The 12,468-nt window shown below is 60.4% G+C and carries 13 protein-coding genes; 4 read left to right on the top strand and 9 right to left on the bottom strand.

Annotated features, from left to right (window positions below; translation table 11 throughout):
* Positions 1–29 precede the first annotated feature (29 nt).
* The 9 genes from Q8X51_RS12625 to Q8X51_RS12585 form a co-directional block, all read right to left on the bottom strand.
* Positions 30–1,376 carry a carbohydrate porin gene (locus Q8X51_RS12625; protein ID WP_027605594.1) on the bottom strand — a complete coding sequence of 449 codons (1,347 nt, stop codon included), beginning with the start codon at positions 1,374–1,376 and terminating at the stop codon, positions 30–32.
* 86 nt (positions 1,377–1,462) lie between these two features.
* Positions 1,463–2,623: an ABC transporter ATP-binding protein gene (locus Q8X51_RS12620; RefSeq protein WP_065925932.1), complete on the bottom strand. Its 1,161-nt coding sequence runs from the start codon at positions 2,621–2,623 to the stop codon at positions 1,463–1,465.
* A 2-nt stretch (positions 2,624–2,625) separates the two neighbouring features.
* On the bottom strand, positions 2,626–3,471 hold the full coding sequence (locus Q8X51_RS12615) for a carbohydrate ABC transporter permease (protein ID WP_065949393.1): 846 nt from the start codon (positions 3,469–3,471) through the stop codon (positions 2,626–2,628).
* The gene (locus Q8X51_RS12610) at positions 3,464–4,372 is read right to left on the bottom strand and encodes a carbohydrate ABC transporter permease (RefSeq protein ID WP_003175732.1); all 909 of its coding nucleotides are present in this window, start codon (positions 4,370–4,372) and stop codon (positions 3,464–3,466) included. The genes Q8X51_RS12615 and Q8X51_RS12610 overlap by 8 nt, the downstream gene beginning before the upstream one ends.
* Positions 4,373–4,452: 80 nt before the next feature.
* The gene (locus Q8X51_RS12605) at positions 4,453–5,739 is read right to left on the bottom strand and encodes an ABC transporter substrate-binding protein (protein ID WP_407693912.1); all 1,287 of its coding nucleotides are present in this window, start codon (positions 5,737–5,739) and stop codon (positions 4,453–4,455) included.
* Positions 5,740–5,843: 104 nt separating this feature from the next.
* Entirely contained in the window at positions 5,844–7,103 is a 1,260-nt protein-coding gene (locus Q8X51_RS12600; protein WP_323147317.1) for a D-mannose isomerase, read from the bottom strand.
* 150 nt (positions 7,104–7,253) lie between these two features.
* The gene (locus Q8X51_RS12595) at positions 7,254–8,099 is read right to left on the bottom strand and encodes an ATPase (RefSeq protein WP_407693911.1); all 846 of its coding nucleotides are present in this window, start codon (positions 8,097–8,099) and stop codon (positions 7,254–7,256) included.
* A 127-nt stretch (positions 8,100–8,226) separates the two neighbouring features.
* The gene (locus Q8X51_RS12590) at positions 8,227–9,225 is read right to left on the bottom strand and encodes an NAD-dependent epimerase/dehydratase family protein (RefSeq protein ID WP_027605588.1); all 999 of its coding nucleotides are present in this window, start codon (positions 9,223–9,225) and stop codon (positions 8,227–8,229) included.
* Positions 9,226–9,277: 52 nt separating this feature from the next.
* On the bottom strand, positions 9,278–10,171 hold the full coding sequence (locus Q8X51_RS12585) for a LysR family transcriptional regulator ArgP (RefSeq protein ID WP_407693910.1): 894 nt from the start codon (positions 10,169–10,171) through the stop codon (positions 9,278–9,280).
* Positions 10,172–10,271: 100 nt separating this feature from the next.
* Between Q8X51_RS12585 and Q8X51_RS12580 the strand changes: the two genes are divergently transcribed.
* The 4 genes from Q8X51_RS12580 to Q8X51_RS12565 all read left to right on the top strand — a co-directional run bounded on the left by Q8X51_RS12580 (position 10,272) and on the right by Q8X51_RS12565 (position 12,379).
* Positions 10,272–10,673: an ACT domain-containing protein gene (locus Q8X51_RS12580; protein ID WP_027605586.1), complete on the top strand. Its 402-nt coding sequence runs from the start codon at positions 10,272–10,274 to the stop codon at positions 10,671–10,673.
* A 5-nt stretch (positions 10,674–10,678) separates the two neighbouring features.
* Positions 10,679–11,278: a LysE/ArgO family amino acid transporter gene (locus Q8X51_RS12575; RefSeq protein WP_065925927.1), complete on the top strand. Its 600-nt coding sequence runs from the start codon at positions 10,679–10,681 to the stop codon at positions 11,276–11,278.
* A 178-nt stretch (positions 11,279–11,456) separates the two neighbouring features.
* On the top strand, positions 11,457–12,053 hold the full coding sequence (locus Q8X51_RS12570; RefSeq protein WP_003212997.1) for a superoxide dismutase: 597 nt from the start codon (positions 11,457–11,459) through the stop codon (positions 12,051–12,053).
* Between the two features lie 149 nt (positions 12,054–12,202).
* On the top strand, positions 12,203–12,379 hold the full coding sequence (locus Q8X51_RS12565; protein WP_161985734.1) for a hypothetical protein: 177 nt from the start codon (positions 12,203–12,205) through the stop codon (positions 12,377–12,379).
* Positions 12,380–12,468 lie beyond the last annotated feature (89 nt).

Below are 12,468 nucleotides of genomic sequence, written 5' to 3'. Positions count from 1 at the left end.
ACAGAGAGAAGGAGCTTATCGCAACAGCGTTAGAACGTAGACTGAATTTTCAGGCCCGCCACCAGCGCGTTGTCGACTTTATCCACGCCGCCCGGTTGGACAACGTATTGCAGGTTGGGACGCACGGTCAGCCAGTTGGTGACGTGGAAACCGTAGTTGATTTCGAAGTTGTACTCGGTTTCGCGGATCGGCGAGAACAGCGGGTTGTCGTAGTCGGCCACGCCGTTGGCGGCATTCAGCAGTTCGGCGTTTTTCTTCACGTCATCGTTGACGTGCAGACGCGCAGCACCAATACCGACGTCATCTTTCGGACGCGCGTCGAATGGGCCTTTGTACACCAGCATCAACGACTGGTAGTTGTCGACCAGGTTGGTTTCCTTGTCGTGGAAGGTCGCGTTGGCGGCGATGTTCAAGCCACGGGAAGCGTCGCCGTTATGGGTGGTGAGTTGCTGCTGGGCAACGAACCAGTAGCCTTTTTTGCTGCTGCGGGTACGGTAGGCCGCACCGGTGGTAGCAGCATCGTTGCCATTGACGTCTTCACGAACGTCAGCAGCATCGGCGGCGCTCTTGTAGTAACCCACACGGTATTCGCCCGGCAGGTTATTCACCTTCGGCGACCAGACCAACTCCACCGGAATCACGGTGCCCTTGGTGCCGCTGCCGCTGAGTTTGAAGCCGTTGCCGTGCTCCAGCTGCGACGGGTTCTGGTTGTATGCACCGATTTGCGCATACAGCTCAGGCGTGATGTTGTACTTCACGCGGATCGCGGCCTGGCTGACCGGCCAGTTGTACCAGGTGTTTACATAGTTGCCGACCTGGGAGCCACAGAACGACAGGTTCTGGAAGTCGCACGGGAAGGTGTTGAAGTCTTCGCCTTCACCGAAGTAGCCGAGCTTCACGTCCAGCTTGTTGTCGAACATCTGGTGCTGAATCCAGAACTGGGTCAAACGCACCATGTGGCCACGACCGTAGACTTCCATGGACGAGCTCAGCGTGCCGGCACGCGGGTCGCCAATGCGGTCGTTGGAGATGTTCTGGCCATTACGGTTAGTCAGCTGGATCTTGGCCTGGGTGTTATCCCAGCCCCACAGCTTTTGCAGGTCCAGCGCCACGCCCAACCCGAACTGGTCGGAGTAACGGCCGGTCTTGTCGTCGTTGTAGCCGCCGCGCAGGTTGGCGCCCATTTCCCCTACGTAGTCAGCCTTGATGTCGATACCTTGCTCGATCAGCTTGGTACGCTCGCCGCCCCAATCACCGGTCATCCACTTGGAGTCGGCACTGAATGCATCGGCCGCCATCGCATTGGCGGACAGTACAAGGGCTGCTGCTGCTGACAGTTGGCAGATCAGCCGAGTGTTGTTGTGTTGCTTTTTCATCCCTACATCCTCGTCTTTATTGTTATTAAACTGTTTTTATCTAACGCGGGTTACTTTTTTTCATCTAAAACAACAACTTATCTACTTCATCGACCTTTGAATTGGGCCACGTTGTCCGCATGCCCCTGTGCGGGCAATGAAGAAGCAGTGCCGAGGCGCTCGCCCGTGTTGGCGTCGAACAGCAATACCTTGGATGGATCGAATTGCAGTGTCAGGGTCTCGCCCACCTGCGGCGCCACATCAGGCGCCAAACGGCAGCAGACCTTGGTGTCATTGAGCTGCACAAACACCAGTGTGTCCGGGCCGGTCGGCTCGGTGACCTGGACCTCGGCACGTATGCTCGATGAACCATTACCCTCACCCGCCGCCAACACGATCTGCTCCGGGCGCAGGCCCAGGATCACATCACGGTCTTCCAGGCCGGCGTCGTTCATACCCAGCGGCAATTCGCATCGCGCCTGGCCGCTGTCGAGCAGCGCCACCAACACCCCGTCCTTGCGTTTTAGGCGCATAGGAACGAAGTTCATCGGTGGTGAACCGATAAAGCTTGCCACAAATAGGTTAGCAGGGTCGTTGTAAATTTCTTTCGGAGTGCCGAATTGTTGGATGATGCCGTCCTTCATCACCGCCACCTTATCGCCCAGGGTCATCGCTTCAATCTGGTCGTGGGTCACGTAGACCGTGGTGGTCTTGAGGCGCTGGTGCATCAGCTTCATTTCGGTACGCATCTCGACGCGCAGCTTGGCGTCGAGGTTCGACAGCGGTTCGTCGAACAGGTAGATCTTCGGCCGACGCGCCAGGGCCCGGCCCATGGCCACGCGCTGTTGCTGGCCGCCGGAGAGCTGGCCTGGCTTGCGGTTAAGCAGGTGTTCGATCTGCAGCAGCTTGGCCACGCGCGCCACTTCGGCGTCGATGTCGGCCTGGGGCATCTTGCGGATCTTGAGGCCGAACTCGATGTTCTCGCGCACGCTCATGGTCGGGTACAGCGCGTAGGACTGGAACACCATGGCGATGTCACGGTCCTTGGGGCTCATGCCGCTGACGTCCTGGTCGCCGATCATGATCGCGCCGCCGGTGATGGTCTCCAGGCCGGCGATGCAGTTCATCAGCGTGGACTTACCGCAACCCGAAGGGCCGACCAGGATCAGGAACTCCCCTTCCTTGATCGACAGTTCGATGTTCTTCAAGGTGTCGGGCAGGCCGGCGCCATAGGTCTTGTTTACATTGCGAAGTTCAAGCGTAGCCATGATTACCCCTTGACCGCGCCGGCCGTCAGGCCGCGCACGAAATACTTGCCTGCGATCACATAGACCAGCAGGGTCGGCAGCCCGGCGATCATCGCCGCCGCCATATCCACGTTATATTCCTTGGCTCCGGTGCTGGTGTTGACCAGGTTGTTCAGCGCCACCGTGATGGGCTGGGAGTCGCCACTGGAGAACACCACACCGAACAGGAAGTCATTCCAGATCTGGGTGAACTGCCAGATCAGGCAGACCATGATGATCGGCGTGGACATCGGCAGAATGATCTGGCGGAAGATGGTGAAGAAACCGGCACCGTCCAGGCGTGCCGCCTTGATCAACGCATCCGGGATGCTCACGTAGTAGTTACGGAAGAACAGCGTGGTGAACGCCAGGCCGTACACCACGTGCACAAACACCAGGCCGGTGGTGGTGCTGGCCAGGCCCATCTTGCCGAGGGTGAACGACGCGGGCAGCAGCACGGTCTGGAACGGCAGGAAGCAGCCGAACAACAGCAGACCGAAGAACAACTGCGAACCACGGAAGCGCCAGAACGACAGCACATAACCGTTCAACGCACCGATGGCGGTGGAAATCAGCACGGCCGGCACGGTGATCTTGATCGAGTTCCAGAAGTAGCCATCCACGGTGTCCCAGGCCTTGACCCAGCCGATGCCGCTGACCACGGTCGGCCAGCTCAACAGGTTGCCGGTGCTGATGTCTTCCGGGGTCTTGAAGCTGGTGAGCAACATCACCACCAGCGGTACCAGGTACAGCAATACAGCGAGGATCAACACCGCGTAGATCGCGATGCGGCTCAGGCTGATGGCAGGTTTGGCAGCGAGACTAGTCATTACGCTTGGTCCTCAGCTCGGAGTAGAGGTAAGGCACGATGATCGCGAGGATCGCACCGAGCATCAGGATTGCACTGGCCGAGCCCATGCCCATCTGGCCACGGCTGAAGGTGAACGAGTACATGAACATCGCAGGCAGATCGGACGAGTAGCCCGGCCCGCCAGCGGTCATCGCCGCCACCAGGTCGAAGCTCTTGATCGCAATGTGCGCCAGGATCATCACCGCACTGAAGAACACCGGACGCAGGCTGGGCAGCACCACGCTCCAGTAGATGCGCGGCAGGCTCGCGCCGTCGATCTGGGCGGCACGGATGATCGACTGATCAACGCCACGCAGGCCAGCGAGGAACATCGCCATGATGAAGCCGGAGGCTTGCCACACGGCGGCAATCACCAGGCAGTAGACCACGCGGTCCGGGTCGATCAGCCAGTCGAGACGGAAGCCTTCCCAGCCCCAGTCACGCAGGAGTTTGTCCAGGCCCATGCCCGGGTTGAGCAGCCATTTCCAGGCGGTACCGGTGACGATCATCGAGAGCGCCATCGGGTACAGGTAAATGGTGCGGATAAAACCTTCGCGGCGGATTTTCTGGTCGAGGAAAATCGCCAGCGTCACGCCGATCACCAGGGTGATGCCGATGAACATCCCGCCGAACAGCGCCAGGTTCTTGCTCGCCACCCACCAGCGGTCGTTGTCGAACAACCGCTCGTATTGCGCAAGACCCGCCCATTTGTAGCTTGGCAGGAACGTAGAGGTGGTGAACGAGAGCACAAACGTCCACAGGATGTAGCCGTAGAAACCCACCAACACGATGAACATGCTGGGCGCCAGCACCAGTTTGGGTAGCCAGCGCTGCAGTGCATCGAACGGCGAGGCTTTGCTGAACACAGCAACAGAACTCATGGGGAAATCCAATACAGGGAAAAAGGACTACAGAAGCACGCCTTGTGAGGGGTCAGGGATCCCCCTCACAAGGTCAACCGTTACTTGGCAGACTTGATCGCAGCGCCGAGTTTCTTGGCGGTGTCGGCCGGGTCGGCTTTCGGGTCGTTGATGTAGTTGGTCACGACATCGAAGAACGCACCTTGCACCGCCAGGGTGGTGGCCATGTTGTGCGCCATGCTTGGCTGCAGGCCGCCGGTCTTGGCGTCAGCCAGGAAGTCCTTGGCGGCGGTCTGGGCGCAGGAGTCGAAACCGTAGGAGTCCATTTTGTTCAGCATGTCGTTGCGAACAGGGATCGAGCCCTTGTTGATGCTGAACACCTTCTGGAAGTTTTCACCCAGCACGACTTTGGCGATGTCCTGCTGGCCAGCGGCAGTGCCTTTGTCTTTCTGCTTGAACACCGCCAGGGAGTCGATGTTGTAGGTGAAGGCTTTGTCGGTGCCCGGGAAGGCTACGCACTCGTAGTCTTTGCCGGCGACTTTCTTGGCGGCAGTCCATTCGGACTTGGCCCAGTCACCCATGATCTGCATACCGGCCTTGCCGTTGATGACCTTGCCTGCTTCGAGGTTCCAGTCCTGGCCTTTGCCGTCGGCGTCCATATAGGTCGCGACTTTCTTCAGCTCGGTCAGGGACTTGACCATTTCCGGGCCGGTCAGCGCAGCATTATCCAGGTCGACCAGGGCTTTCTTGTAGCCATCGGCGCCCATTACCGACAGGACCACCGCTTCGAACACGGTGCTGTCCTGCCAAGGCTGACCACCGTGGGCAAGCGGGATAAAGCCCGCGGCCTTGAGCTTGTCGCCGGCGGCGTAGAATTCTTCGAGGGTGGTCGGGTTCTTGGTGATACCGGCTTTCTTGAAGACTTCCGGGTTGATCCACAGCCAGTTCACGCGGTGGATGTTGACCGGTACGGCAACGTAGTCGCCGTCGTACTTCACGGTGTCGGAGACTTTCTTGTCGAGCAGGGAATCCCATTTTTCGTCTTTGGCGACGGACTTCAGGACGTCGGTGTCGAGCAGGCCGGTAGAGGCCCACTCCTGGATGTCGGGGCCTTTGATCTGGGCAACGCCTGGCGGGTTGCCGGCGACCGCGCGGCTTTTCAGCACGGTCATGGCAGTAGCGCCACCGCCACCTGCGACGGCGCCGTCTTTCCAGGTGAAGCCGTCTTTCTCGACTTGGGCCTTCAGGACATCTACAGCCGCTTTTTCGCCACCCGAGGTCCACCAATGCACAACTTCAACCGTCCCTTTGGAGTCGGCGGCAAATGCACTGAGGGGAAACAACGAGGCAACGGAAATAGCTACGGCGAGGCGATTAATCGCGTTCATCTGAATACCTTTTCTTGTTGTTATGCATGCAAGTCTGGAGCTTGCGCTGCACGGAGTTTAAACATGGTTTTTTCGAGCACAGGTAACAAAGGGATGCACAAATGTCACCACTTGGTGACATAACACCCAGCGCCTAAAGCGCTGGCCATGCTCGGTGCCAGGGGCAGTGCAGGCAGCACGACCGCTTGCCAGGCATGGTACAGGTCCGGTTTACCGCCCCAGATGGTGCTGCTGGGCTGGTTGTGCGGGCTGAGTTCGTGGTGCCAGCTGCCGTGGAGGCGGTCGATGAAATGGGTGTCGCAAAACTCCCAGAAACGCCGGTACCAGGTTTCGTAATGCAGCTCACCCGTGCGTTTGAGCAAGGCCTGGGCAGCGGCGCTGGCTTCGGCGTGGGTCCAGTGCAGACGCTCGCGCACGACCGGGCGGTGGTTCCAGTCCAGGGTGTAGACGATACCGGGGGCGCCATCCACGGCCCAGGCATAGTCGCAGGCGCTGGCAAACAGGCCCTTGGCGGCGCTCAGCAGCCAGTCCGGCGTGGCCAGCCCGGCCTGCAGGCGCGCGGCTTCCAGGTGCAGCACCAGCCGCGCCCACTCAAAGCCATGGCCAGGGGTGATGCCATACGGGCGGAAGCCATCGGCGGGGTTGTCTTCGTTGTAATCGAGCAGGGGTTTCCATTGCGCGTCGAAATGCTCGATTACCATGAACTGGTTGGCGGCGGCGTGGGTATGAATCACTCGCTCGACGATGCGCAGGGCGCGATCCAGCCAACGTGTGTCGGCGGTGACATCGGCCAGGGCCAGGAAGGCTTCGGTGGCGTGCATGTTGCTGTTGGCGCCGCGATAGGCTTCGACGCCGCTCCAGTCCCGGGCGAAGGATTCGAGCATCACGCCCTCCTCTTCGCTCCAGAAGAACTGGTCGATGATATGGATGGCGTCGTTCAGCAGATTTTGCGCACCGGGCGCGCCTGCCACCACGGCCGAGCTGGCGGCCAGGGCGACAAAGGCATGCAGGTAGGCCGCCTTGCCGCTGTTGCCGTCCAGGGCCTGGGGCACGGCGAACCAGCCACCGTGTTCGCTGTCACGCAAAGGTCCGCCCAGGGCCGCAACACCGTGCGCCACCAATTCGGCATAACCCGGCAAGCCCATGGCATGGGCCATGGCGAAGCTGTGGGTCATGCGCGCGGTATTCATGGTTTCGGCATGGGCATCGGCCGGCAACTGGCCTTTGTCATCGAGGTTGCCAAACCCCTCAGGCAGACGGGAGGCCTTGGCGAAGGCCAGCAGGCGCTGCCCTTCGGCGGCGAGCCAGTCGTGATGGGCAGGTGCATTCAGCCAACTGCTGGCAGGCAGTGGTCGCGTGGTCATGGGTGGCCCTTATTATTGTTTGTGGGATGACCGGAGTCTAAACAAGGGCAAGGTGGGGGCAAGTAACGAAGGGGATGGGAAATGTCACCAGATGGTGACATTCAAGCCGCTAGGCGGCCTGTGGCAAGCAAGCTTGCCACAGGCCCGATATTACTGGCCGAGCGGCGTTGCTGCCGCCGGCGCATTCAGGCGCTGATTCAGGTTCTGCACCTGGCTCTGCAAGGTGGTGATATTGCGGGTGGTCTGGATGCGGAACACGTCGAACTCCTTGTTGGTCGGCGCATCGCTGTTGGCCGGCTGGCTGTCCTGGCCGCTTTTGAGTACCACGAGGTCCTGCTCAAGACGGGCGATGGCTGCGCTCGGGTTACCTTGCTTTTTCAAGGCAGCCACATCAGCAACCAATTCCTTTATCTCGGTATCGCGCTTGCCGGCATCGCCCTGCGCTGCCTTCAGGGTGGCCACTGCATCGGTCAAGGCTTGCACCTGGCCCTGCAGCTTGGCATTGGCGCTCGACAGCTCAGTGGTGCTGGCAGTCATTTGCGCCAGGCGCTTGTCCAGCTCGGTGGCCTGGCCGGCAACGCCGAGTTGCTGCTTGCCCTGCTCCAGCAACTGGGTTTCCAGCTGTTTGATCTGCAGTTTCAGCGCTTCGCTGCCGTTGTTCACGTTGGCTTCACTGGCTACGACCTTGCCGGAAATGTCCTGCAGGCGCCCTGCCGCTTCTTCGCTGATGCGCGCAAAGCTTTCCTGGGTGGCTACCAACTGCTGGCCCATCAGGGAAATCTGCTGGAAGCTCCACCAGGCCAGGCCGGCGAAGGCGATCAGCAGCGCGCCGATCAATGCCCACAGCGGGCCGGTGCTGGCGCCCTTGACCTTGACCACGGGCGTATTGCGCGAACGCACCGAGGTGGCCGGGGAAGGTTCGAAATCATCGTCATCCCCAAGATCGGCCCGCAGGCTGGGAATGTTGTCGAAATCGTCTTTGGCATCGTTACGCATGAATCAACCCTGAATCGGTGAGTTAGCTGGCTGGAAAGCCGAGCGACGGGAGTATAAACCCCAACCCCATCGCGTTGATCGACCCGGAACCTGGAATTCGGTTCCCGATGTGTTGCCTGTTGTGACCTTATTTGAACCCGGGATCCTGGGCCTTCCACCAACTGCAGAACTCGTCGAGGGCAGTCCACAGGCTGACCTTGGGCTCGTAATCCAGATAATGCCTGGCCCGGCTGATGTCGAGGGTGAAATCTTTGTTCATTACCTGCATGCCCAGGCGCGATAACGCCGGCTCCGGACGACCGGGCCACATTGCGCAAAAGGCTTCGTTAAGCGCCGCCACGCTGTAAGACAAGCCGTAGGAGCGATAACGGGTCACCTGGGGCAGCTCCATTTGGCGCATCACGTAATTGACCACATCCCACACCGGCACCGGCGTGCCGTTGCTGATGTTGTAGGCCTTGCCCAGGGCCGAACCGGTGGCCAGCAAACTGCTGAGCAGCGCTTCGTTGAGGTTGTGCACACTGGTGAAGTCGACCTTGTTGAGACCGTCGCCGACGATAGCCAGGCGGTTCTTGCGCTGCATCTTCAACAGGCGCGGAAAAATACTCATGTCACCGGCACCGGTGACGAAACGCGGGCGCAGGGCCAGCACCTCGAGGCCGAACTCCTGGGCGCCGAACACTTTCTGTTCGGCCAGGTACTTCGTGGCCGCATAGGGATGCTTGAAGCGCTTGGGGACTTGCTCTTCGGTCAACCCGAGGTGATCGCGCCCGTCGAAGTAGATCGACGGCGACGACAGGTGCACCAGACGGCCCACGCGCTGCTTGAGGCAGGCTTCCACGACGTTTTCAGTCACCAGCACGTTGCCTTGATGGAAGTCCTGGTACTTCCCCCACAAGCCCACGGCGCCTGCACAATGCACCACGGCTTCGACATCGCGGCACAGGTCGCGCACCAGGTCGGCATCACTCAAGTCACCCTGGATAAACTCGGCACCGCGTCGAACCAGGTGCTCCACACCCTCGGCGCGCCGCCCGTTGACCCGCACGTCCAGGCCCTGCTCCAGGGCGAAACGCGCAAAGCGCCCGCCGATGAAGCCGCTTGCGCCGGTGACCAGAATCTTCATGTATTACCCCGTGTTCTTTCATTTTTCATCGCTGTTGCCTTGACGACCGCCATCAGTCCAACGGCACCAACCATTGTCCACAGGCTTGGGCCAGGTGGTCGGTCAACAGGCCCAACAGCTGCCCGCCGCTGCGCCAATGATGCCAGTACAACGGTACATCGATGGGCTTATCTGGCATCAACTCGACCAACACGCCCTTTTCCAGTTGGTCGCGCACCTGCAACTCAGGCACCAGCCCCCAGCCGAGCCCGGCTTCCGCCAGGCGGATAAAGCCTTCGGACGATGGGCATAAATGGTGTTCGAAACCGCCGTCCACGCCCAGAGACGCCAGGTAGCGGTGCTGCAGGAAATCATCCGGGCCGAACACCAGTGCCGGTGTGCGCGCCAGTTGCTCGGCACGCACACCTTGGGGGAAATGCCGTGCAATAAATGCAGGGCTGGCCAACGCCCGATAACGCATGGCGCCGAGCAACAGGCTGCGGGCTCCGGCCACCGGGCGCTCGCTGGCGCAGATACAGGCGGCTACTTCCCCGGCGCGCATGCGCTTGAGTCCCACCGTCTGGTCTTCTACGACCAGATCCAGCAGCAAATGCTGCTCGGCACAGAAGTCGCTGACCGCCTCGGCCCACCAAGTGGCCAGGCTGTCGGCATTCAGGGCGATGCGCAGGCGTTCAGGCATGCCTTCTTCGTCCAGCGCCGGCACCTGGCTTTGCAGGTCGCGCTCCAGCAGCCGCACCTGCTGCACATGGTTAAGCAAACGCCGACCGATATCGGTGGGCGCCGGCGGCGTAACCCGCACCAGCACCGGCTGGCCGATGCGTGCTTCCAATAACTTGATGCGCTGGGAAATCGCCGATTGCGACAGCCCCAATACCTGGGCACCGCGCTCGAAGCCGGCCTGTTCCACCACCGCCGCCAGGGCGGAAAGCAATTTATAGTCGAACATCAGTTTCTCTAATGAGCGATCAGCAATATTGGTTTTTCTTATACAGCCTGGACCACGAGAATAGCCAGCATCGCTTCTCTCTTTAAAAGGAACCTTCACCATGGCTGGCGAAACCGCCCTGGCAACCCTGCTGCGCAGCATGAGCCCGCAGCTCAATGACGGTGACTACGTGTTCTGCACCCTGCCTGACCATCGTATCCCGGCCGGTTGCGAGGCCATCGGCAGCTTTCGCGAGCAGGAAGGCCTGACCCTGATCCTGGAGCGCCGGCAGGCGGAACAGGCCGGGCTGGCGTTCGACTACATCGCCGCGTGGATCACCCTGAATGTGCATTCAGCGCTGCAAGCCGTGGGCCTGACGGCCGCCTTCGCCAGCGCACTCGGCAAAGCCGGGATCAGTTGCAACGTGATCGCCGGCTACTACCACGACCACCTGTTCGTCGGCCGTGCGGATGCCGAGCGAGCCATGGACGTATTGCGGCAACTGGCAGCGACTTCGGAGTAATGGTTATGTGGCAAAGCTATCTGAACGGATTATTGGTGGCCCTGGGGCTGATCATGGCCATCGGCACGCAAAACGCATTTGTATTGGCGCAAAGCCTGCGCCGTGAACATCACCTGCCGGTGGCGGCGTTGTGCGTGGTGTGCGACGCCTTGCTCGTGGCCGCCGGGGTATTCGGCCTGGCGACGGTGCTGGCACAAAACCCGCTGCTGCTGGCGATTGCCCGCTGGGGCGGCGCCGCGTTCCTGCTGTGGTACGGCACCCTGGCGCTGCGCCGGGCGTTTTCGACACAAGGCCTGGAGCAAGGGGGCGACCTCAAGGTCCGCTCATTGCGCGCCGTATTGCTCAGCGCCCTGGCGGTCACGTTGCTCAATCCTCATGTGTACCTGGACACGGTGCTGCTGATCGGCTCACTGGGCGCGCAACAAACCGAACCCGGCGCCTACGTGGCCGGGGCCGCGAGCGCATCGTTGCTGTGGTTCGCCACCCTGGCGCTCGGCGCGGCCTGGCTGGCGCCATGGCTGGCACGCCCGGCGACATGGCGCCTGTTGGACCTGTTGGTAGCGGCGATGATGTTCAGCGTGGCCTATCAATTGATCAGCGCCTGATGAATATTCCAAAACGCTCTGGAACCTCTATCCCACACAGTTGTTGCGTGGTTTTGCCGCACCCCCGGTGCTATGATCCGGACCCTGCGCCGCAAAGAGTACAAACTCCCCGGCGCTTGTTTGGCCGCCCGTGATCGGCCTTGCGCTCACCGCAACTGACCTGATTAGGAGAATCATCATGGCTTTCGAATTGCCGCCGCTGCCCTACGCACACGATGCCCTGCAGCCGCACATCTCCAAGGAAACCTTGGAATACCACCACGACAAGCACCACAACACCTATGTCGTGAACCTGAACAACCTGGTGCCAGGCACCGAGTTCGAAGGCAAGACCCTGGAAGAAATCGTCAAATCTTCTTCGGGCGGCATCTTCAACAACGCCGCTCAGGTCTGGAACCACACCTTCTACTGGAACTGCCTGGCACCAAACGCCGGCGGCCAACCTACCGGCGCGCTGGCTGAAGCCATCAACGCCGCGTTCGGTTCGTTCGACAAGTTCAAGGAAGAATTCACCAAGACGTCCGTCGGCACCTTCGGTTCCGGTTGGGGCTGGCTGGTGAAAAAGGCTGACGGTTCCCTGGCCCTGGCCAGCACCATCGGCGCCGGCAACCCGCTGACCAGCGGCGACACCCCGCTGCTGACCTGCGACGTGTGGGAACACGCCTACTACATCGACTACCGCAACGTGCGTCCAAAGTATGTGGAAGCGTTCTGGAACCTGGTCAACTGGAAGTTCGTCGCTGAGCAGTTCGAAGGCAAGACCTTCACTGCCTAAGCAACCCTTGCAGTAGAAAGAGCCCGGCGATTGCCGGGCTTTTTTGTGGGTGCAGCATAGGCAAGCCAGAAATACTGGAACCCATCAATAGGATTCACCACACAAGGGGTAGGAGGAATAAACCTCTTAATCACGTGTGAGGAATTACGATGGATCCTATGTCGGCGGCAACGGGCGCAATCCCAATGATAACGGGACTTCTTGATAAGGGTATGGATCTGGCCAAAGGAGTAATGGACATGGCAAACGAGGAAATCGACATAGCCGGTGGCGGCGAAAAGATCGGCGGGGAAGGACAACAACCACAGGGTCCGGTTAATTACTAACACCGCCGGCTCGCAGAAGGCGGACCGGCTCCGCCTTCTCTCCAGTCAATATTTGTACCGCATGCTGATTCTTTATCCACGTCTGCCAG

It is taken from the genome of Pseudomonas sp. Yb2C2 (assembly GCF_052112325.1).
GTDB lineage: Bacteria > Pseudomonadota > Gammaproteobacteria > Pseudomonadales > Pseudomonadaceae > Aquipseudomonas > Aquipseudomonas marginalis.
This window is presented reverse-complemented; position numbering and strand designations above follow the sequence as displayed.